This is a genomic window from Aeromonas molluscorum 848 (genome assembly GCF_000388115.1).
In the GTDB taxonomy this organism is placed as follows: domain Bacteria; phylum Pseudomonadota; class Gammaproteobacteria; order Enterobacterales; family Aeromonadaceae; genus Aeromonas; species Aeromonas molluscorum.
The window spans coordinates 20,707-41,880 of sequence record NZ_AQGQ01000012.1; the positions used below are offsets into that span (position 1 = coordinate 20,707).

The 21,174-nt window shown below is 59.4% G+C and carries 23 protein-coding genes and 1 pseudogene; 13 read left to right on the forward strand and 11 right to left on the reverse strand.

Annotated elements, in window-relative coordinates; translation table 11 throughout:
- The first annotated feature begins 155 nt into the window (after positions 1-155).
- The 3 genes from G113_RS03645 to G113_RS03655 are packed head-to-tail and all read left to right on the forward strand — an operon-like array spanning position 156 to position 1,754.
- Positions 156-686, forward strand: a complete 531-nt coding sequence (locus G113_RS03645; protein WP_005893665.1) for a helix-turn-helix domain-containing protein — start codon at positions 156-158, stop codon at positions 684-686.
- Positions 683-1,414 (forward strand): AzlC family ABC transporter permease, encoded by a 732-nt coding sequence (locus G113_RS03650; protein ID WP_005893666.1) that lies wholly within the window; start codon positions 683-685, stop codon positions 1,412-1,414. Before G113_RS03645 ends, G113_RS03650 begins: the two co-directional genes overlap by 4 nt.
- Positions 1,407-1,754, forward strand: coding sequence for an AzlD domain-containing protein (locus G113_RS03655; RefSeq protein WP_005893667.1), 348 nt, complete (start codon positions 1,407-1,409; stop codon positions 1,752-1,754). The genes G113_RS03650 and G113_RS03655 overlap by 8 nt, the downstream gene beginning before the upstream one ends.
- 89 nt (positions 1,755-1,843) lie before the next feature.
- On the opposite strand, the gene brnQ is transcribed toward G113_RS03655, so the two are convergent.
- Entirely contained in the window at positions 1,844-3,154 is a 1,311-nt protein-coding gene (brnQ, locus tag G113_RS03660; RefSeq protein ID WP_040318879.1) for a branched-chain amino acid transport system II carrier protein, read from the reverse strand.
- A 190-nt stretch (positions 3,155-3,344) separates the two neighbouring features.
- Positions 3,345-4,055 (reverse strand): tRNA1(Val) (adenine(37)-N6)-methyltransferase, encoded by a 711-nt coding sequence (locus G113_RS03665; RefSeq protein WP_005893672.1) that lies wholly within the window; start codon positions 4,053-4,055, stop codon positions 3,345-3,347.
- A 119-nt stretch (positions 4,056-4,174) separates the two neighbouring features.
- On the opposite strand from G113_RS03665, the gene srmB reads away from it, so the two are divergent.
- The gene (gene srmB, locus G113_RS03670; RefSeq protein ID WP_005893674.1) at positions 4,175-5,398 is read left to right on the forward strand and encodes an ATP-dependent RNA helicase SrmB; all 1,224 of its coding nucleotides are present in this window, start codon (positions 4,175-4,177) and stop codon (positions 5,396-5,398) included.
- Between the two features lie 221 nt (positions 5,399-5,619).
- Here the strand turns inward: srmB and yaaA are convergent, their stop codons facing one another.
- Genes yaaA through tapT form a run of 3 tightly spaced genes read right to left on the reverse strand, consistent with a single transcriptional unit; the run spans position 5,620 to position 8,579 of the window.
- The gene (yaaA, locus tag G113_RS03675; protein ID WP_005893675.1) at positions 5,620-6,393 is read right to left on the reverse strand and encodes a peroxide stress protein YaaA; all 774 of its coding nucleotides are present in this window, start codon (positions 6,391-6,393) and stop codon (positions 5,620-5,622) included.
- A gap of 33 nt (positions 6,394-6,426) precedes the next feature.
- The gene (locus tag G113_RS03680) at positions 6,427-7,536 is read right to left on the reverse strand and encodes a PilT/PilU family type 4a pilus ATPase (RefSeq protein WP_005893676.1); all 1,110 of its coding nucleotides are present in this window, start codon (positions 7,534-7,536) and stop codon (positions 6,427-6,429) included.
- An 8-nt stretch (positions 7,537-7,544) separates the two neighbouring features.
- Complete coding sequence (gene tapT / locus G113_RS03685; RefSeq protein ID WP_005893678.1) at positions 7,545-8,579, reverse strand: type IVa pilus ATPase TapT; 1,035 nt, start codon at positions 8,577-8,579, stop codon at positions 7,545-7,547.
- A gap of 39 nt (positions 8,580-8,618) precedes the next feature.
- Here tapT and G113_RS03690 point away from each other — a divergent pair, with 39 nt between their 5' ends.
- From G113_RS03690 to G113_RS03710, 5 genes are all read left to right on the forward strand, one after another.
- On the forward strand, positions 8,619-9,320 hold the full coding sequence (locus tag G113_RS03690; protein WP_005893680.1) for a YggS family pyridoxal phosphate-dependent enzyme: 702 nt from the start codon (positions 8,619-8,621) through the stop codon (positions 9,318-9,320).
- 109 nt (positions 9,321-9,429) lie between these two features.
- A complete protein-coding gene (gene proC, locus G113_RS03695; protein WP_005893682.1) occupies positions 9,430-10,254 on the forward strand; it encodes a pyrroline-5-carboxylate reductase in 825 nt (274 codons plus the stop codon).
- A gap of 13 nt (positions 10,255-10,267) precedes the next feature.
- Positions 10,268-10,819 carry a YggT family protein gene (locus tag G113_RS03700; protein ID WP_005893683.1) on the forward strand — a complete coding sequence of 184 codons (552 nt, stop codon included), beginning with the start codon at positions 10,268-10,270 and terminating at the stop codon, positions 10,817-10,819.
- Positions 10,819-11,121 (forward strand): DUF167 family protein YggU, encoded by a 303-nt coding sequence (gene yggU, locus G113_RS03705; protein ID WP_005893684.1) that lies wholly within the window; start codon positions 10,819-10,821, stop codon positions 11,119-11,121. Before G113_RS03700 ends, yggU begins: the two co-directional genes overlap by 1 nt.
- A gap of 21 nt (positions 11,122-11,142) precedes the next feature.
- The gene (locus G113_RS03710; RefSeq protein ID WP_005893685.1) at positions 11,143-11,559 is read left to right on the forward strand and encodes a DUF4426 domain-containing protein; all 417 of its coding nucleotides are present in this window, start codon (positions 11,143-11,145) and stop codon (positions 11,557-11,559) included.
- A gap of 70 nt (positions 11,560-11,629) precedes the next feature.
- On the opposite strand, the gene G113_RS03715 is transcribed toward G113_RS03710, so the two are convergent.
- Positions 11,630-12,055 (reverse strand): hypothetical protein, encoded by a 426-nt coding sequence (locus G113_RS03715; RefSeq protein ID WP_005893686.1) that lies wholly within the window; start codon positions 12,053-12,055, stop codon positions 11,630-11,632.
- A 102-nt stretch (positions 12,056-12,157) separates the two neighbouring features.
- Positions 12,158-12,430 (reverse strand): nucleoid-associated protein HU-alpha, encoded by a 273-nt coding sequence (hupA, locus tag G113_RS03720; RefSeq protein ID WP_005305063.1) that lies wholly within the window; start codon positions 12,428-12,430, stop codon positions 12,158-12,160.
- A 337-nt stretch (positions 12,431-12,767) separates the two neighbouring features.
- On the opposite strand from hupA, the gene G113_RS03725 reads away from it, so the two are divergent.
- The gene (locus tag G113_RS03725) at positions 12,768-13,253 is read left to right on the forward strand and encodes an Rsd/AlgQ family anti-sigma factor (protein WP_005893701.1); all 486 of its coding nucleotides are present in this window, start codon (positions 12,768-12,770) and stop codon (positions 13,251-13,253) included.
- Between the two features lie 85 nt (positions 13,254-13,338).
- Entirely contained in the window at positions 13,339-13,719 is a 381-nt protein-coding gene (locus G113_RS03730; RefSeq protein ID WP_005893704.1) for a PilZ domain-containing protein, read from the forward strand.
- A 74-nt stretch (positions 13,720-13,793) separates the two neighbouring features.
- Here the strand turns inward: G113_RS03730 and radA are convergent, their stop codons facing one another.
- Positions 13,794-15,158 (reverse strand): DNA repair protein RadA, encoded by a 1,365-nt coding sequence (gene radA / locus G113_RS03735; protein WP_005893706.1) that lies wholly within the window; start codon positions 15,156-15,158, stop codon positions 13,794-13,796.
- Positions 15,159-15,258: 100 nt separating this feature from the next.
- Between radA and G113_RS03740 the strand changes: the two are divergent.
- Positions 15,259-17,651, forward strand: a pseudogene (locus G113_RS03740) (PilZ domain-containing protein).
- 122 nt (positions 17,652-17,773) lie between these two features.
- Here G113_RS03740 and G113_RS03745 read toward each other — a convergent pair.
- Positions 17,774-18,685, reverse strand: coding sequence for an alpha/beta fold hydrolase (locus tag G113_RS03745; RefSeq protein ID WP_005893708.1), 912 nt, complete (start codon positions 18,683-18,685; stop codon positions 17,774-17,776).
- Positions 18,685-19,710, reverse strand: coding sequence for a phosphoserine phosphatase SerB (serB, locus tag G113_RS03750; protein ID WP_005893710.1), 1,026 nt, complete (start codon positions 19,708-19,710; stop codon positions 18,685-18,687). Before serB ends, G113_RS03745 begins: the two co-directional genes overlap by 1 nt.
- Positions 19,711-19,828: 118 nt before the next feature.
- Between serB and G113_RS03755 the strand changes: the two genes are divergently transcribed.
- Positions 19,829-20,467: a YtjB family periplasmic protein gene (locus tag G113_RS03755; RefSeq protein WP_040318873.1), complete on the forward strand. Its 639-nt coding sequence runs from the start codon at positions 19,829-19,831 to the stop codon at positions 20,465-20,467.
- Positions 20,468-20,470: 3 nt separating this feature from the next.
- Here the strand turns inward: G113_RS03755 and G113_RS03760 are convergent.
- On the reverse strand, positions 20,471-21,174 hold a 704-nt coding region (locus G113_RS03760), incomplete at its 5' end, for an RT0821/Lpp0805 family surface protein (RefSeq protein ID WP_236611713.1).

Sequence of the window (21,174 nt, forward strand, 5' to 3'; positions counted from 1 at the left end):
GAGGCCGGCCCATGCCGGTCTCTCTCATTTCGAAAGCCCCGCCCCCTTGCCTCTCCCAGATGGGGATGGCCGCGCCAAAGCATTTGACATCTTATCGTTCGTTATATAGAACGTTCAATATATGGAACGTTCTATATAACGAACAGGAACCTGTCATGGATAAACCCCTTCTCGATACCCTGGGACGCCACCTCCAGGCGTTGCGGCTGGCCCGGGGCCTGTCTCTCTCCCAACTGGCCCAGGATGCCGGCATCGCCAAGTCAAATCTGTCGCGCCTGGAGCAGGGGTGCGGCAACCCCACCCTGGATACCGTCTGGCGCATCGCCATTCAGCTCAATGTGCCGTTCGGTAACCTGGTAGCCCCCATCTGCGCCCCCGTCTTCGACGACGGCATGCAGGTCAGGCTGATCGATCAGGGCACGGATGACCCCCATGTGGATGTCTACTGGATGTCCTGCGCCCCCCACGCACAGCGACGCGCCGAGCCTCACTCACCAGGGTCGTCCGAATCCATCACCATCATCAGCGGCCAGCTTGAGGTGGGCACGGAAGGGAACATCAGGCTGCTGAAACCGGGGGAGAGCCACACCTTCCCCGCCGATCAGCCCCATCTCTATCGCGCCGGGGAGACCTGGGTCACCCTGCTGGTCACCATCGTCTATGCAAGCAAGGGGAACGCCAAATGACCCAGGAAATCAAGACTCGCGACAAGCGCCCCTTCGTCAGGGGGCTGCTCGAGGCAGTACCCCTGCTGGGAGGCTATATCCCGGTCGCCATCTCCTTCGGCCTGATCGCCATCCAGGCCAGCTTCAGCCCATGGGAAGCCGTGATCGTCTCCACCCTCATCTATGCAGGGGCATCGCAGTTCCTGTTCGTGGCCATGGTGGCCTCGGGGGCACCGCTCTGGCTGGTGGTGGTCATGACCCTGCTGATCAATGCCCGCCACCTGGTCTATGGACCGAATCTGGCCCCCTATCTGCCCCGCAGCCGGTGGTGGCCATGGCTGATGCACGGCCTGACGGATCAGATCTTCGCCCTGGCCCACACTCGCCTGCCGCAGCTGGCACCGGCAGAGCGCCTGGGCTGGTTCACGGGGGCCATGCTGCTCGCCTGGGCCAGCTGGATTGGGGGCACGGCCCTCGGGGCCATCGCGGGCGGTCAACTGACAGCGCGCTGGCCCCTGCTCGGCGAGGTGATGCCCTTCGCACTCCCTGCCCTGTTCCTGGTGCTGCTGGCGCCACGCTTTACCTCACGCCAGTGGTCACTGACCCTGGGTAGCGCCATCCTGGGGGCCATGCTGCTCAAGATGATGGGCTTTGCCAACGCGGCCATTCCCCTGGCGGCCATCTGCGGCGCCATCCTCTTCTACCTGATGGAAGCCAACTCGAAGACGGGAGAAACACAACATGGATAGCGCCCTCTGGCTCGCAATGCTCGCCGCGGCGGCAGGCACCTTCTTGCTGCGAATGCTGCCCCTGCTCTGGATGCAGCGACACCTGGATCGCCGCGACAATCAGGAGAGCGTCGAATCCATGCCGATCTGGCTCAGGGTGCTGGGCCCGGCCATGATAGCGGCCATGTTCGGCGTCTCCGTGGTCCCGGCCACCCTCACCTTCACCTCCTGGCTGGCTACCCTGCTCGGCGGGGCGCTGACCCTGGCTGTCTGGTATCGCACCCGCTCCCTGGGCTGGCCCGTGTTTGCCGGCGTGGCCATGTACGGCGTCGTCGAGATACTGGCCACTCTCTATCGATAGAGAGAAGGAGCGAAAGGCGGCTGATCAGACCCCCAATAAAAAGAGCCAGCAATGGCTGCTGGCTCTTTCAAACGGAGAAACGGTCGGGATCAGGCGGTAGCGTCGCTCACTTGGCTCGCGTTACCCCGTGCCATGACTCCCAGGCCACAGGCAACCAGGGTTGGCAACAACCAGGCCAGTCCCTTGTCAAACAGCGGCAGGAAGGCGAAGGCATCCATCTTCATGCCTGCGGCACCCAAGCCATCCAGGCAACCGAACACAAAGGCCACGGTCAGCACCAGACGGAATGTCAGACGCGGACGACCGAAGTAACTCTTCAGGAAGGTCACCAGCACCAGGGCAACCGCGACCGGGTAGATAGCCACCAGCACAGGGATGGAAAGGCTGATCAGCTGGGCCAGACCCACGTTGGCCACCAGGGCGCAGGCCGCTCCCAGAATGACCACCAGCTTGCGGTAGCTCATGCCGGTGAGGTTGTGGAAGAAGTCGGCACAGGCGGAGATCAGACCCACTGCCGTGGTGAAGCAGGCCAGAGTAATGATACCAGCCAGGATGAACTGCCCAGGGTGGCCAAACAGGCTCAGCACATAGGCACTGACAATGGCGCCACCGTTGCTGGCATCCATGGCGACACCGCCTGCTGTATTACCCAGTTGGAACAAGGAGATATAGACCACGGACAGACCGATGGCAGAGATGATGCCAGCGATGGCCAGATACTTGAACTGGCTCTGGTAATCATGAATGCCCTTCTTGCGCAGAATATCGACGATCAAGGCGCCAAGCATCAGCGATGCCAGGGTATCCATGGTGTTGTAACCCTCCAGGATCCCCTTGACGAAGGCATCTTGCTGGTAGTCGGCAACAGCGCTCGGCATGGTGCCTTGGGGCGCAACAAATACACCGACCGCCAAGACGATCAGCAACAGCATCAGCAGCGGGGTCAGGAACTTGCCGATGGCATCCATCAACCGACCCTGGTTGAGGGAGACCAGAATGGCAACACCGAAGAAGATGATGGTATAGACCATCAACCCTTGCGCACCCATCTCACCCAAGAAAGGCTTGAGGCCCATCTCGTATGCAACCAGACCAGTACGGGGAGCGGCAAAAGCCGGGCCTATGATGATGTAGATGGCAACCGCCAGCGCAGTGGCAATGCCGGCTGGCAGCAACTTGGTCATGCCAGCCCAGCCGTTACCGGCCTTGGCAACGGCCAGGATGGTGATCAGCGGCAAGCCAACGGCGGTGACCAGGAAGCCAAACATGGCCAGGGTCATGTTCTCGCCAGCGAGGAAGCCCGCCAGGGGCGGGAAAATGATGTTACCGGCGCCCAGATAGAAGGCGAAGGTCATAAAGCCTAATCCGAGTACATCGGACAATGTCAGTGATTTCGTCAAGTTCAACCTCGTCTGTCTTGTAAACTATTGCTTGTTATAGTTTTTCTATTGGTCATTGCCTAGGTTTTCCCTGGGCAAAAAAAGGAGCCCCGCCTGTTTTTTCATCATAACCAGTGGTTTTAGCTGGTCTGGCGCGGGTGCTCATTTAAGTGTCAGCATAATGATGTGGAAAAATAGTTCAAGACGAAATTTACATCTTCAAATAGAAGGAGGCCGTCAGTTGGACATATCTGTTGGAATAGCCTCCATCAGCAGAATGGATCACAATTTCATCTCGCTCATACCTGTTTAATTCTCTGCTTAGCAGCAGTAAAACACGATTTGCCGCTTTTCCATCTTTGGTGATAACAGCTACATAACAAAGTTCATGCAGATCATAGTTCGGCAAAATGGATATTATTTCATCAGCCAACGCCGTCGGCAGCACCAGTGCAACCCGTCCCCGGGGTGCAAGCAGACGAGCACAGGTATCGAGCAGGTCCTGACTATCGAGCGCCCCCCTGTGCCTGGCCTGAGCCCTGGCGGGATCCGCAAACGTCTGGCCGGCCCCAAAATAGGGGGGGTTGGAGACGATGAGGTCATAGGGTTCCGCTTCATGCAGCTGTATGGCGCCTTCCTCCATCCGCACCCGGGCAGACCAGGGCGAGGACAGTACATTATGCCGCGCCTGAGTCACGGCGTCCCTGTCGAGCTCTACCCCGGTTATCTCGCAATCAGGGCCACTGCGCTGGGCCAGCATCAGGGCGATAAGGCCGCTACCACTGCCGATATCCAGCACCCGCCGCACCCCGTCGAGCGGAGCCCAGGCACCGAGCAATATGCCATCCGTGCCCACCTTCATGGCGCAGCGGTCATGGTCGATATGAAACTGTTTGAAGGTAAAACCACGGCTCCGGACCATATGGCCCCCTGCTCTGGGAAAAAAGGGTCGGCGATTATAGCCAGTTCCCGCCGCCAGCCATAGGAGACGACGACATAATCGCCTATAATCTGCCGTTTCCTTAATGACCGAGCATTGCCATGAGCCAATCCTTTGATGATTTCGACCTGAATCCCGCCCTCAACCGGGCCCTGGCCGAGATGGGGTTTACCCGTCCAACCACCATTCAGCAGATGGTGCTGGAACCCGCACTGGAGGGTCGTGACATCCTGGCCTCGGCACCGACCGGTACCGGCAAGACTGCCGCATTCCTGCTGCCAGCCCTGCAGCACCTGCTCGACTTCCCGCGCCGCAAGCCGGGCCCCTGCCGCATGCTGATCCTCACCCCGACTCGCGAGCTGGCGTTGCAGATCACGGCCCACGCCAAGGCCCTGGCGGTGCACACTCACATCAGTATCGAGACCATCATCGGTGGTGTCAGTCATGACGAGCAGCTGCCTGCCCTGACCAAGACCACCGACATCGTGGTCGCCACCCCGGGACGCCTGCTCGAATACATTGAGCGGGAAGAGTTCGAGGGGCACGACATCGAGATCCTGGTGCTCGATGAAGCAGATCGCATGCTGGACATGGGCTTCATCAAGGATGTAAATCGCATCGTCGAAGAGGCGCGCTATCGCAAACACAGCATGCTCTTCTCCGCCACTCTGGAAGGGGCCGGTCTCACCAAGTTTGCCAACGAGATCCTCAAGGATCCGGTCGAGCTGCATGCCGAGCCGCCGCGCAGCGAGCGCCGTCCCATCACCCAGTGGGTGCATCTGGCCGATGACGCCAACCACAAGCTGGCGCTGCTGATCCACATTCTAAAAGATCCGGAAACCCAGAAGGCCATCGTCTTCGTGCGCACCCGCGAGCGCCTGGCCGAACTCTCTGGCCAGTTGCAGGCGGCCGGCATTTCCTGTGCCTGGATCCGTGGCGAGATGGAACAGAGCAAGCGCATCGAGTCGATCCGCAAATTCCACGCGGGCGAAGTCCCCTTCCTCATCGCCACCGACGTCGCCGCCCGCGGCATAGACTTGCCCAACGTCAGCCATGTCATCAACTACGACATGCCCTACGGCACCGACGTCTATGTACACCGTATCGGCCGTACCGGCCGCGCGGGCAACCGTGGTTGCGCCATCAGTCTGGTTGAAGCCCATGACATGGCCATCGTCGCCAAAATTGAACGCTACACCGAAGAGCGCCTCAAGCGCCGGGTGATCGACGAACTGCGCCCCAAGCACAAAGAAGCTCGGGTGCCAGTGAAAAAGAAAAAGCCCAAGGATGCCAAGAAGAAATCGGCGAAGAAGAAAAAGAAATAATCCAGCGCCAGCTTCCCAGCGGCCATCTTCGGATGGCCGCTTGTCTATCCGCTTACCGATGGCTGGGGATATTGCCGATTCAGATCCAGCCACATACGCGATGGGTGACCCACAGACAAGAAAAAAGCCGACGCATAGACGTCGGCTAATAAAAAGTGCTTACAACAGAGGATTCACATATTAAGACCCGGGGTCTAATGATTGGTTCCCCCTTAATTCAATTAATTTTCCGAACGTTTGAACATCAGGGTACGTTCGTCCGACTCATCGGCCACGAAGCGGTAGCCATTGCTATCGAAACCGGTCAGCTGTTCGACCCGGGTCAGGCGGTGTTTGATGATGTAGCGGGCCATCATGCCTCGCGCCTTCTTGGCATAGAAGCTGATGATCTTGAACTGGCCGTTCTTCTCATCCTTGAAGACGGGTGTCACTATCTGGCCATTGAGCACCTTGGGACGCACCGACTTGAAGTACTCGTCAGACGCCAGGTTGATGAGCACGTTATCCCCCTGCGCGGCCAAAGCACCATTGAGCTGCTTGGTGATGATCTCTCCCCAGAACTGATAAAGATCCTTGCCCCGCTCGTTGTCTAGCCGGATCCCCATTTCGAGGCGATACGCCATCATCAGATCCAGGGGGCGCAGTACGCCGTACAGACCGGACAGCATGCGTAAATGCGCTTGTGCAAACTCGAAGTCTCCCTCCTCGAAATCTTCTGCTGCCAGACCGGTATACACATCGCCCTTGAATGCCAGAATGGCCTGGCGCGCATTGGCCGGAGTGAAATGGGGTTGCCAGTCGGCAAAGCGGGCGGCATTGAGGCCGGAGAGCTTGTCGCTGATCTTCATCAGGCTCGCTATCTGGTCCGGGCTCAGTTGCCGGGCCCGCTCGATAAGGCGGGCGGAGTGATCCAGCAATTCGGGTTGGGTAAAACGGGGGGTCGCCAGCGGCGACTCGAAATCCAGCGTCTTGGCCGGGGAAACCACAATCAGCATAACGGTCCTATCTCAAGGGAGGGGCCCAGGCCCCTATTCATCCACAGTCACGCCCTCCAGCGTACCAGAATCCCGGTCACCCTTGCCCGACAACTTGATCTGCAGGCGCAGATCGTTGGCGGAATCCGCATGGGCCAGCGCCTCGTCAAAGCCGATGCGACCGGCCATGAACAGCTGAAACAACCCCTGATCAAAGGTCTGCATGCCCAGCTCGGGCGATTTGGTCATCACCTCCTTGAGCCTGTGCAACTCCCCCTTGCGGATGATGTCGGTGATGATGGGGGTATTGAGCATCACCTCGAACACAGGGCAACGCCGCTGGCCGTCGAGGGCCGGCAGCAGCTGCTGAGCTATGATGCCGCGCAGGTTGAAGGAGAGATCAAACAGCAGCTGGCGGTGCTTCTCGGTCGGCACCAGGTGCAAGATACGGTCTATGGCCTGGTTGGCGTTGTTGGCGTGCAGGGTGGCGAGGCAGAGATGACCCGTCTCGGCAAACTGCAGTGCGAACTCCATGGTCTCTGAACTGCGGATCTCGCCGATCAGGATCACGTCCGGAGCCTGGCGCAGCGAACTCTTGAGCGCGGCATCGAACGAAGCGGTATCTATGCCCACCTCCCGCTGGGTGATGAGGCAGTGGCCATGCTGATGCACGAACTCCACCGGGTCTTCCACCGTCAAGATGTGGCCAGTGCTGTGCTGGTTGCGAAATCCTATCATGGCCGCCTGGGTGGTCGTCTTGCCGGTCCCCGTCGCCCCGACAAACAGCACCAGCCCCCGCTTGGCCATACCGATCTCTTTGAGGATGTCGGGAAGCCCCAGCTCCTCGAAGGTCGGGATCCGCGTCTCGATACGCCGTAATACCATGCCAGGCAAGGCCTGCTGCCAGAAGGCACTGACCCGAAAACGCCCAAGGTCCGGCCTGTGAATGGCGTAGTTCGCCTCCTGGGTCATCATGAAATGCTCAAGGCGCTCCGGGCTCAGCGTCTCCCGGATCAGTGCCAGAGTCTGCGCCTCATCGAGCACAGTCTCCTCCACCGGAGAGAGGCGTCCATCCACCTTGACGATGGGGCGACTGCCCACTGTGACGAACAGATCCGAACCTTGTCGTTCCACCAGATGTGCCAACAACGCCTCGAGTTTCATAATCGCTCCTAGATAGAGTTGGGGTCCACCGCCTTGGCCTTGGCATCCAGGGAGGCCACTGTGCCGCGGCTCACCAGCTGCTTGAGGCTCTGATCCATGGTTTGCATGCCGTGTATCATGCCGGTCTGGATCACGGAGTAGAGCTGGGCCACCTTGTCTTCGCGGATGAGATTGCGCACCGCAGGTATGCCCAGCATGATCTCGTGAGCCGCCACCCGCCCGCCGCCGATCCGCTTGAGCAGCGTCTGGGAGATGACGGCCCGCAGGGATTCGGACAGCATGGATCGCACCATGTCTTTTTCCGCGCCGGGAAAGACGTCAATGATGCGGTCTATGGTCTTGGCCGCCGACGAGGTATGCAAGGTGCCGAACACCAGATGACCTGTCTCGGCTGCCGTCATGGCAAGGCGAATGGTCTCGAGGTCGCGCATCTCACCCACCAGAATGATGTCCGGATCTTCCCGCAGTGCCGAGCGCAAGGCATTAGAGAAGCTCTTGGTATCCCGGTGCACCTCACGCTGGTTGACCAGGCAGCGTTTGTTCTCATGGACGAATTCGATGGGGTCTTCGATGGTGAGGATATGGTGATGGAAGTTCTCGTTGATGTAATTGACCATCGCCGCCAGCGTGGTGGACTTGCCCGAACCGGTTGGCCCGGTCACCAGCACCAGACCGCGCGGATACTCAGCTATCTTCTGGAAAATATCGGGGGCATCGAGCTCTTCCAGACTCAACACTGTACTGGGGATGGTGCGGAATACGGCGCCAGCGCCACGGGATTGCTGGAAGGCGTTGACCCGAAAACGTGCCATGTTGGGCACCTCGAACGAGAAATCGACCTCGAAATGCTCTTCCAGCTCCTTGCGTTGATGGTCGTTCATGATGTCATAGATAAGGGCGTGTACTTCCCGCTGATCCAGGGCTGGCAAATTGATCTTGCGCACCTCGCCATCAACCCTGATCATCGGTGGGACCCCGGCCGAGAGATGTAGATCCGAGGCATTATGTTTTACACTAAAGGCCAATAACTCTGTGATATCCATAGACTTGTCATTCTCCCATCACAAGATCGTTAACGAAATATGAGCCAGATTTCCCAACAGCTTATTCAGGTCAGGAAACGCATTCAGCTGGCCGCCGACTCGGCCGGACGGGATCCGAACCTGATCCGCCTGCTCGCCGTCAGCAAGACCAAACCCCTCGCGGCCATCCAGGATGCCTATGATGCCGGACAGCGCTGCTTCGGTGAATCCTACGCCCAGGAAGCCTGCACCAAGATAGACTCCCTGCGCGACCAGACGGGCTATGCCGATATAGAATGGCACTTTATCGGCCCCTTGCAGTCGAACAAGTCCAAGCAGGTGGCAGAGCATTTCGATTGGGTCCAAAGCATCGATCGCGACAAGCTGATCGAGCGGCTCTCCCGACAGCGACCGGCGCAGCTTGCGCCGCTAAATATCTGTCTGCAAATCAATATTAGCGGAGAGAGCAGCAAATCCGGTACGTCAGAACAAGAGATTTTCCGGCTGGCTCAGCTGGTCAATCAATCAGAACGTCTGGTGTTGCGTGGTCTGATGGCCATTCCACAGCACACTCAAGATCACGACATATTGGCGCAGCAGATGCTGCGTATGCAGGCTCTGTTCACCCGGCTTGCGCAACAATACCCCACTGTAGATACCCTCTCGATGGGCATGACGGAAGATTTGGATCTCGCCATCTTGCACGGCAGTACCATAGTGAGGGTTGGTACCGCCATCTTCGGTGCCCGCGATTACCCCTGACAGGCGCCCTGGCACATCACTCGCAAGAGGGCCTGGCGCCTGGTCACATGAGCCAAAATGGGGCTCATTGCTGCGGCAGGCCCACAGACATCATCAGCAGGAGAGCTTGATGCAACACAGAACCATCGCTTTTATCGGGGCGGGCAACATGAGCCGCAGTATCATTGCCGGGCTCCATCAATCGGGTTATCCGGCAGATAGGATCCTGGCCGCCAACCCCAGTCGCCCCAAACTCGATGCGCTGGCCCAACAATTTGGGATCGGCATCAGCCAGGATAACGCCGAGGTCGCCAGAATGAGTGACGTCATAGTACTGGCGGTCAAGCCGCAACTGATGGCTGCCATGCTGGCGGGCCTGGTCAGCGAATTGGGCTCATTGGGCGGCAAGCTGCTCATCTCCATCGCGGCCGGCATCCGAGTCGAGCGCCTGAGCGAAATGGCCGGCGGTCATACCCGAATCATCCGCACCATGCCCAACACCCCTTCTCTGTTGGGGCTGGGTATGACGGGCCTCTATGCCCCGGCTGGCATAGACGCAGAGGATCGCCACTATGCCGAGCAGTTGATGCAAGCGGTCGGCAAGACCCTCTGGGTCGAACAGGAGTCTGGTATCAATGGCGTCATCGCCGCCGCCGGCAGTGCCCCTGCCTACTTCTTCCTGTTTATGCAGGCCATTGCCGAACAGGCCGAGGCCATGGGCTTTAGTCCGGAGCAGGCTCGTTTGCTGGTGCAGCAGACAGCCCTTGGTGCCGCAGCCATGGTGGAACAGAATCCTCAGCTGTCGCTGCAAAGCCTGCGTGAACAGGTGACCAGCAAAGGTGGTACAACGGCCGAGGCCGTACGCACTTTCCAGGAGCAAGGCTTGCTGCCGCTCACCGCCAACGCCATGCAGGCCGCCGTTACCCGCGCCGCCGAGATGGAAAACCTCTTCTAAACCAGGAGTCCAGATGAACACTGCTTACTTTTTGATTAACACCGTCTTCGATCTCTACCTCATGGTGGTACTGCTGCGCGTCTGGCTGCAGTGGGCGCGGGCCGACTTCTACAACCCCATGAGCCAGATGGTGGTCAAGCTGACCAACCCGCTGGTCGTGCCCATGCGCCGGCTCATCCCGAGTCTGGGTAGCCTGGATCTCGCCTCGGTGGTATTGGCACTGCTGATAGCCTTCGCCAAGCTGGCCCTGCTCAAGACCATGAACGTCATGGTCGCCGATTGGCTGACCCTGGGCCTGTTTGCCCTGCTGACCGTGCTGAAGAAAGCAGGCTCCATGATCTTCTGGATCCTGTTGATCCGCGCCATCCTGAGTTGGGTCAGCCAGGGTCGCAACCCCATCGAATACGTGATGCATCAGCTCACCGAGCCCTTCCTGGCCCCCATTCGCCGCATCTTGCCAGCACTCGGCGGCCTGGATCTCTCCGTACTGGTCGCCTTTATTGGCCTGCAGGCCATAAACTATCTGTTAGGTGATCTGTTTGGTCAGCTGTGGTGGATGATCTAATGCCTGCCGTCGCCTGGCAGGATGACGCCCTGGTGCTGCACCTGGTCATTCAACCCAAGGCGAGCCGGGATCAGATAGTGGGTCTGCATGGTGAGGAGCTGAAAGTGGCCATTACGGCACCGCCGGTCGATGGGCAGGCCAATGCCCATCTCATCAAGTTTCTGGCCAAGCAATTCAGGGTCGCAAAGGGGCAGGTACAACTGCTGCGGGGCGAACTGGGTCGACACAAGACGGTGGCGATCGATACGCCCAGGCAGATCCCGGCCGAAATAGCCGCCCTGCTCCTTGCGATCCCAAGCTAATTCGATGAGAAGGATGACACGATGAAAACAGCATGGGGTTGCCTGCTGGCCCTCCTGATGACGCTACCGCTGCACGCGGAGCAGATGCAGGCGCTCGGCCCTTGGCAGGTTCACTACAACGCCTTCAACTCCAGTTTCCTGACCCCCGAGGTCGCCAAGGCTTACGGACTGGAGCGCAGCCGTTACAACGGCATTATCAACGTTGCGGTGCAGGACAAGAACGGCAAGGCGCTGGCGGCGGGTCTGACCGGTGAGGCTAAGAACCTGATCGGCACCATTCGCACCCTCAACTTCCAGCAAGTGAAGGAGGGGGAAGCCATCTACTATCTGGCGGTACTGCCTTATCGCAATGAAGATACCTACCAGTTCACCATCAACATCATGGCGGACGGTCGGCACGAGATCCTCAAGTTCCAGCAGACCTTCTACGTAGACTGACCAGCTGGTTGCACATCATAGACAAAAAGGGGCATCCGTTTATGCCCCTTTTTCTATCGAGCTCCTGCCATCAAGGCTCGGGATCGACGAACTGCAACTCGGGGGAATGTGAGGTGAGTACATCGGCGCAATAGTCCCAGGTCGAGATACGGTAGTGCTGAATGTCGTCATCCAGATGCAGACCATCGGACTCTTGATGAAACCAGCTGGCAAAGCACGACGGCGTGATGAGCTGGATCTGCTCCTCGATGCTATGACTCTCTTTTCCCTCTGCCAGATCGCAATCTTCCATCACCCGCACCGCCAGGATATGGCGAAAGTGCACGCGACACAGGGCCAGAGGAGGCAAGTCGATGCTGCGGGCGCGACCAAGCACCACGGTCAATGAGTCACCCCAGATATCCTGATGCAGTTCGGCGACGACAAGACCCGGGGGAAGTTGACGGGACGGAGCCCAGGGGACGGCGACCTGCCGAATGGCGTTTTTCTGTTCCATCGTCTACCTCCACTACAGCGAACTGTATAACTTGAGTGTATCCGAAACGAAAAGCGGTGACAGCGGGAAGAAAAAACCCGGCGAGCGCCGGGTTTTGGGAGATTACTTGACGGCGTCTTTGAGCGCCTTGCCAGCCACAAAGGAGGGCACATTCGCGGCAGCAATCTGGATCTCTTTACCGGTTTGCGGGTTGCGACCGGTACGGCCAGCGCGATGGTTCACCTTGAAGGTACCAAAACCTACCAACTGGACTGCATCACCTTCTTTCAGGCTCTGGGTGATACCGTTGATGATCTCTTCCAGGGCCACTTTAGCCTGAGCTTTGCTCAGATCCGCTTTGGCGGCAATTGCATCGACAAGTTGAGCTTTGTTCATAACATTTCCTTTATGATCGGGCATTTAGCACTTGGTCACTCTATGCAAAAAAAAAGACTCAGGCAAAGGCTTTATCCCGACGCTGGACTCAAATGCTGGGCTTTTCATCAAGAAGTGCGAAAAAAGTCACAGAACCAGTCAGGGTACGGCTTATTCTGACCACAGCAGCACCAAAGATGAGCAGACCATGGAAGGTGCTTGTCACAGTCCCCCCGGATGAGGTAACAATATCCTTACATTGAGGTCGAGCTTAGATCTACTTTCCTGATGGCCGTTGCTGTCGTCACTCAGGAGGCCGGAGCCAGAGTGCTCCCAGCTAATGCCCCATGGAGGGACTATGTTAACTGAACTGGAAAAGACCAAAGACGCGCTGGCAGGAAAGCACAAGGCGATCGATGACTGGCTCGAGGCAAGGCAAGCCCTGCTGGTTGAATATATCCGTCTTGCCGGGCTCAGCCCCTCACGCAGCAAACAGCAGCGCTGCCTACCCGGTTGTCCCGAACTACAGCAATTTTGCGAACAGCTGGTCGACTATGTCAGTGCCGGCCACTTCGAGATCTATCACCATGTCGTCAACGCCTTCGAGCAAGCCAGCGGCGACAGCCTGGAGTTAGCCAAACGCATCTATCCCCATATTCGCAGTTGCACCGAGTTTGCCCTCGAGTTCAACGACAAGTACAGCGATGCCGACGAAGCCCAGCTCTTGAGTCTGGATGAAGACCTCAACAAGCTGGGGCCGGTACTGGAAGACAGGTTCAAGTACGAAGACAGGTTGATCACCGCCTTGCACGTGGTCGAAACCCTGAGCTCTCAGCCAGGCTGAGTAGCAATATCGGAGCCAGCGCAAATTCAAGACAGGTAGAGTGGATTACACTCAGGCGCGGGATACCACAAGGCAGGAATTGATAATGACAGAGCGTCGCCGCTTCTCACGCGTACTCTATGCAGCCCAGGCCAACCTGAGTCAGGGCTCACACACTTGGACGACCCAGCTGGTCGATGTCTCCTTGCAGGGGGCCCTGCTGGATCGTCCCGCCAACTGGCATCCAGGCCAGGATCGGGACTATCAACTGAGTTTTTCCTTGGCCGACAGTGACATAGTGCTGACCATGGCCGTAGAACTGAGTCATGAGGATGACCAGCGACTTGGGTTTTACTGCCATCACATCGACATCGACAGCGCCAGCCACCTCAAGCGCATGATCGAACTCAATGTCGGCGATGAGGCCCTGCTGCACCGGGAGCTGGAGCAGTTGCTGGCCGAACACCTGGCCCACCCCCACCCCTGACCCCCAAGAGTCAAGGTGCAGCTGCGCAGATGAAAAGAGGGCATCAGGTGCCCTCTTTTCATCTCTTCGTTCACTCAGAGCGCTTCCAACGCATCCGCCAGCTTCTTGACCGGCACCACTTCCATCCCCTCGATAGGGTGTTTGGGGGCATTGGCAAAGGGCACTATGGCACGGCGAAAACCGTGTTTGACCGCCTCTTGCAGCCTCTCCTGACCTGAGGGGACTGGCCGGATCTCGCCAGAGAGTCCCACCTCGCCGAACACCACCAGATCCTTGGGAAGGGCCTGATCGCGAAAACTCGACACCATGGCCAGCAGCAGGGCCAGATCCGCACTGGTCTCCTCGACCTTGACGCCGCCCACCACGTTGATGAAGACATCCTGATCCGCCATCTGCAACCCGCCATGACGGTGCAGCACGGCCAGCAACATGGCAAGACGGTTGTGATCCATACCGACGGCTACCCGACGCGGGTTGGAGAGCTGAGAGTAATCCACCAGCGCCTGCAGCTCCACCAGCAACGGCCTTGTTCCCTCCCAGATAACCATGACGATAGAACCAGGGGCCTGTTCTTCCCCCCGGTTCAGGAAGATGGCGGAAGGGTTGCTTACTTCCCTCATTCCCTGCCCCGTCATGGCGAACACACCGAGTTCATTGACGGCGCCGAAGCGGTTCTTGTGGGAGCGCAGGGTGCGAAAACGCGAATCGTGGCCACCATCGAGCATGATGGAGCAGTCGATGCAGTGTTCGAGTACCTTGGGGCCCGCCAGGGTGCCATCTTTGGTGACGTGACCCACCATGAAGATGGCCACATGGTTCTGCTTGGCATAGCGGGTCAGGAGCGCGGCAGACTCTCGTACCTGAGAGACAGATCCCGGTGCGGATTGCACGTCCGCCACATGCATCACCTGGATGGAGTCGATCACCATCAACTGAGGCTGCTCCTGCTGGGCGATGAGGCAGATCTGCTCAACGCTGGTCTCGGACAGCATACGCAGCTTGTCGGTGGGCAGGCCGAGGCGGCTGGCCCGCATCGCAACCTGCTGCAAGGACTCTTCCCCTGTGACATAGAGGGTCTTCATCCGCTCCGCCAGACCGCACATGGTTTGCAGCAGCAGGGTCGACTTGCCCGCCCCAGGACTGCCACCGATCAATACCGCCGATCCCGGCACTACGCCGCCCCCCAATACCCGATCCAGCTCCTTGAAACCCGAGCTAAAACGGGGGATCTCGGTGGTGGCGATCTCGGCCAGAGTTTGTACCTTGCTGCCGACGGCACCGGCATAGCCGCCGTAGCGGGCCCCTGTGCCTGGGGTCGCGGTGCCAAGACGCACCTCTGTGATGGTGTTCCACTCCTTGCACTCGCCGCACTGGCCCTGCCAGCGGCTGAAGGCGGCGCCACACTCGGAGCAGACGTAAGCTGTTTTATTTTTGGCCATGGATAACTCGGGGACAGGATGAATGCCTGCTTGATATACTCGGTTCAGCCCGACAGATCAAACCCGGAACCGGAAAATTGACTTTCCGTAGCAGGAACACATGGACCTAGCCCAACAGCAACCACTGATAGATCAACTCATTACCCTGCAGCGGGAAGCCGATTTTGAAGAGCTCTTCTTGCGTCTCACTGCGGAACAGAGCAGCAACACCCGCTTTCTACTGAAGATGGAGCTCAATCGGCGTGGCGCCGACAGCCGCCGGGTGCTCGACATGCGCAGCGACTGGCCGCAGGCCTGCCGGGTGTTTGAGTTTGCCGGAGTCACCCGACTTCATGCCGGATGAGGCGATCGCCCAGTTCCAGTCCCACTGCTATCTCTACCGAGATCGCTATACCCTGGGGGTCTACGAGGCGATGCAGGAGTGGCAGCGCAAGGCCCACAGCCGGAGCCTGCCGCCAAGCCAGCATCAGCCGGGCCAGCTGCGTCAACTCGATGTCAATCTCATCACCTTCGCCAGCTATGTGGGCCGCAGCCAGGACAGGATGCACTTCAGTTCTCCCCTTGAGCTGGCGCTGGTCAGCGGTGAGCGGCTCAGCGCAAAGAGTTCGGACCTCTCCATCGGCGGTATCCGGGTCTCGGTGCCCTATCTGCCACGTTTCGAGTCCGGGGATAAGGTGCTGGTGTACTTCCATGGCCTGGACAAGGAGTCCCCCCACCCCTGCCTCGCCACAGGGATAGGTTATCGCATCCTGGGTCAGGAGAGCCGTGATGAGAGGTATTGGCTGCGTCTGGTACGTGAGGAGGAGAATGCCCCCTTCGATGAGTACTTGGCCCGCTTTATCGACAACAACAAGGGCCGTTATAGAGTCAGCGTGGATCACCTGCTGTCGGCGGCCATCATCAAGGGTTACGAGCAGTTCTTCCTGCCACGGATGAGTGGCTTGCCACTCTTTTTCAGCAAAGAGAGTCAGGGGGAGCCGCCCAGGCTCGAGGTGGTGCTCAAGAGCGAGAACAACCTGCACCTGCTCGAATATTGGCGTGACGAGAAGAATCAAGGGACCCTGGCGGGCCTGTTCCCACCCCATCGCTTGAGCGCTCTGCTGCCCAGTGGTGATGAGTGCCGCGAGACCCTGATCTACAGCTTCACCCACGCGGTACGCAGCCACCTCTATTTCTTCTCTGCCACCGCCGAGGAACTGGTCGAAAGCGGACTGCGCGACCTCTTCTTTCAGGTGGCCGCCAAGAGGCCCAGCTTCCGGGTTTACAAGTTCTCCCTCGACCCCTGCACCCTGACCGAGGCAGACATCAGTAGTCTGCCGACCCAGGAGCTTCCCTTGAGCCAGGACAAGCTGCTGCATGCCAGGCTGGAGCGACTCGGCTATGTCGGGCTGTTGCAGGAGATCCCGAGCGAATCGGTGCGGGATGAATACATGGCCCAACCCCAGGGGCAGCACAATGCCAATGCCTTGCAGCGCTTCGGCCACGAGGCAACCCCTCCCCTCTTCGAAGTAGAGACGCTGCACTATGTCCAGCTCAGGCGCGAGGCCCGCTACCTGCACAAAACCGCGGTCGCCCTGCGCCTGGACGAACAAGCCTGTGTCGGCTGGACCCGTGACATCTCAGCCCACGGCATGCAAGTCGAACTGGAAAGCCCCTTCCCCGGCAGCAAGGGCGATCTGGTCACGGTTTCCCTGCCCAGGCTGCAACCCCTCACCAAGCAGCTGGATCTGCAGACTTTGCGCTATCGACTGGTCAACCTCAATCAGAGCCGAACTGTGCTGCATCTCTGCATCGAGGGAGAGCCGGAGCGCCACAGTGGTCGCCAGTTTTTCAGCCTGCTGATCGAGAGCAATCGCACCAAGCTGAAAACGGCACAGGGGCTGCGTCGGTATCGTGGCCTGGCCCGTGCCCTGCGCAACATCTACAGCCACCACGTGTTCAGCAACCCTATCTATATCAACAAGGGCAAAAACAGCATCAAACCAGCGACCCTGGCGCTGGCACCGCGGCACCGCTCCCTGGCTCGCCTGCTGCAAGCCTGCGCCGAAGCCCCCGAGCAGGGGTAATCTCTACCCTCTGCTACAAGGCGATCTGTTGCGCCAGCTGTTGCTGGATCCCCTGCGTGCCATGGCGCGGGAAGATTTGCCCAAGGAGGTCGAGATCTACATCAGCTGGCAACGGTTGGCCAATGGTGCGCCGCAATTCCACAGTGTGGCGACCCGCACACTAGTAGACATTGGTGCCAAGCGGGACTTTATTCGCCACGCCAGACTGAAGGGGGAGTTCTACTCGGTGCAGATGGGATTGTCGCGTACCGGTCGGCCGGACACCAACTTCATCGCCAGCGAACTGGACTACATCGCCAAGTTCGCCATTCATAAGGCCAAGCGGCTGGAAGATGAGCTGTGGAGCGTGGTCGGGGTCGGCGAGCTGACCGACACCACCCAGGCCACCTTGCTGCGTCTGGGGCTGGATCCTGGTCAAGCAGGATAGTGCGGGGCCCAGGCGCCCGCGTTAAGATGAGATAAGAGAACGCGGATCAGCTAACTGATCCGCGTTTTATGTTTGGGGCGTTCTTTCTTATCTGCATCCCATTGTCCGCGTAAACACGCCGCTCAGCCGGCAGGCGGGTGATCCAGCCAACGGAGGACCTCGGGAAAGTGATCCTCGATGGCCTGGGGCGCCGTCAGCATGTTGATGTGGTCGTAATCGAGCCGATTTCCCCTGTCCCGGCCAAGCCGGGTGTGACGGGGCTGGGCTCGGATCCCCAATTCTGCACCGAAACGATACACGTCCTCGGGATGACCCAGCACCCGGTCCGCCTTGGCCGAGATGAGCCATAGGGGTGGCCAGGCGACCCGCTCGGCCGCCTCATCATAGGCAAAGCCATCATAGGGATCCTGCCAGGGGCCACACTTGACCCAGGGGATCGTCTCCTCCAGATAGCGCAGCGGCTCATCGTCGGCACCTATCTTCAAGCGGCGCGCCGCCAGAAAACCACGGCGTCGAGCCAGCCAGGGGGCCAGCCGATTCCAGATAAGATCGACCTTGAACCAGCGCTCCGGACTATGGACAGAGATGCCGCGCTTGCTGCCAAAGAACAGCAGGCTCGCAACCCCCGCCGCCTGCTCGGGAAAACGGACCAGGGTCGAGGCCATCAGGACCCCGCCCCAGGAGTGCGCCACCCAGTGTACCTTGTGACCGGGGTGACGGGCCCTTATCCAGGCCTGCAAGGCAGGCAAGTCCTCGGTGATAAGTTCATGCTGACCATGATCCTGGACCTTGGCGATACTAGGCTCACTCCGACCACGGCCGCGAAAATCGGCCACGTAGACCTGATACCCGTGCCGGGCCAGGAAGCAGGCCAGCCCCTTGCCCGACTCGGTGTAAAAAATACGGCCATTCTCGATGGCCCCATGCACCATGAGCACAGGCTCGGCCTGGGTGACCAGCGTGGGGCCTATCTGGCGCAGGTGCAGCTTGTGCTCTCCGCAAGAGACGAAGTGAGAGTGTTGGAGCAGTTCCATCATGACAGCCTTGGTGTGGAGCCACTCCAGCGAGTGTCGGCACAGGCACGTGCCCCCAGCAGACAGATGACCCCCTCCAGATCGTGATGATCCAGACAGGCACTCGCCTGGGCGCGCACCAGCGGCTTGGCGTGAATGGCAATCCCGAGCCCGGCTACCGCCATCATCTTGAGATCGTTGGCGCCATCCCCCACAGCTACCGTCTGGGAGGGGGCGATACCGCACTCGGCAGCAAGCTGGCTGAGCACCCGTGCCTTGGCCTGCGCATCCACGATTGCCCCGGCCACTTGACCGGTCAGCTTGCCATCCGCGACTGCCAGCTCGTTGGCAAAGATCGCATCCAGGCCCAGGGCCCCTTGCAACTCACCGGCGAAACGAGTGAAGCCGCCCGATGCGATGGCCAGCGTCCAGCCTGCCTGCTTGAGAGTATCAACCATCAACTTGAGCCCCGGCATCCAGGGCATGTTCACGGCGACGTCATCCAGTATGCTGACCGGGGCCCCGGCCAGCAGCGCCACCCGGCTGCGCAGGCTGTCGGCAAACTCCAGCTTACCCTGCATGGCGGCGGCGGTGACGGCAGCCACCTGCTCCCCCACCCCGGCCAGGCGGGCAATCTCGTCGATACACTCCATCTGTATAGCGGTGGAATCCATGTCCATCACCAGCAGACCCGGCTCGGTGAGGCTAGGCAAGGCTGCCAGATGACAGATGTCTATGGTCCAGGTTTCACTTCGGATGATATCGGCCAGGACGGTGGAAAAGCTGTCGGTGCCTATCAGCAACAAGGGCACACCGGCAATACGGGCCACAGGATAGAGGCAGGCCGGTATCCCCTCCAGCGCCAACAGGGGTGCCAGTTGTTGCAGGTGCCGGGCGCCAAGGTCATGGCCGAACAGTACCAGCCAGCCCCCCGTTAAGGGATGGGTGGTGCCATGCAGGCTATCGAGACGCAGATCCCACAGGGGAAACGAGGCGAGCTGGGCGGCCCAATCGGTAGGGGCTTGAGGTAAGTTGGACAACAACATGAGCGAAGAACCTTCCTTGGATGTCGGGGGGATAAGCAGTGCGGGCCAGAGTAGCTTATTGCTTTTTATACAGGCAAGCGCCAAGATCCCGCCAGCACCCGCAATCAGGAGAGCCCCCTTGCGTCATATGCCCGTCAAACGCCTGCTGAGTCTCGGCGCCGGAGTCGCCCTCGGCGCCTGGGTCCTGGCTTTGCTGATCCACATGCAAAGTGCCAGTCAGGCGGCCTTGCATGACGAGGCGCGCACCCGGGCCCAGGCTCTGGTCAGCTATGCCAGCCGCGACATGCGCCGCTGGCTGAAGGAGGACAACGAGAATGAGCTGGAACGCCTCGCCCAGGAGCTGGCTCAATCCCCCGAGATCCTCGATGTCACCCTCTATGATGCCCGTGGCGTCCCCTTGGCCCAATCGGACAATGCGCTTCCTATCGACAGCCTGCTCCCCATCGGGACGGATAACGCCACGCCACCGAACCAGGGCAAGGGACGCCTGCCCTATGTCGAGGAGATCCTCGACGGTGACAAGACCCTCGGCTATCTGAGGATCACGCTGGAAGAGCAGCAGATGCTGGCCAAGCAAGACAACCAGCTCAAGGTCAATCAGGAGAAGCAGCGGCTGATGCTGCTGGTGATGCTGATGGCGGGATTGCTCATCTCCTACGGGGTACGGCGCAACTATATGCGGGTACGAAAGCACAAAAAGAAGAGCGCCCCTGTGAGCGCTCCCGGTGCCAACGATCCCCCTCCCGGGCTAAGTTGACGATCAGTCTGACACTATTTCCCAGGCTCCATCCGGATTCTGGCATGCCGTGCCAAACGCATCTTCTTTCTTGCCGCCCACAGTGATGCTCTGCTGGAACTCGCGGCAGTAGCGGCCATTGTTGCTGGTGCCGTCCCGCACTGCGGTCACCGAGCCTGAGGCGTTGCCATCATTCCAGGTGATAGGCTGATTCAGGGGAGCAGTGGTCGCCTTGACTTGGGCCGCCTCGTGTTCCCGCTGCTGCTCCTCATTGATGTTATCGAGTATTTTCAATGTGATGGCAGTGAAGGCCAGCCATTTCCAGGCATCATTGTCGTCATAGTAGCTGCCATAACCGCCATACCAGTGACCATAGGGGCGCACCACCACCACATCGTGATAGACCCTGCGTCTATTGGGCGGCACCACTATGTGATTGTGATTGTTGTTGATGACCACATTGTTGCCTTTGATGTCGCGGCGGTTGTCGACGTGGCGATTGTTGACCTTGTGGTTGCCGTCGAGCGGATGATCCTGCACATGGGTGTTGACTGGGCGTCCAGCCTTGTCTCTCGCTCTGACGCTGCCCCAACCCTCATTGAATTTTACCGCCTCCCTGTGCTGGGCCTTGTGAGGCACTGCCGCCCTGCGCTGCACCGCGTGCGGTTTCGTTACCTGAGGATGCGCTGGCCGGTGTTGCTGTGCTCTCGGCTGGTGTCTGCCATCCA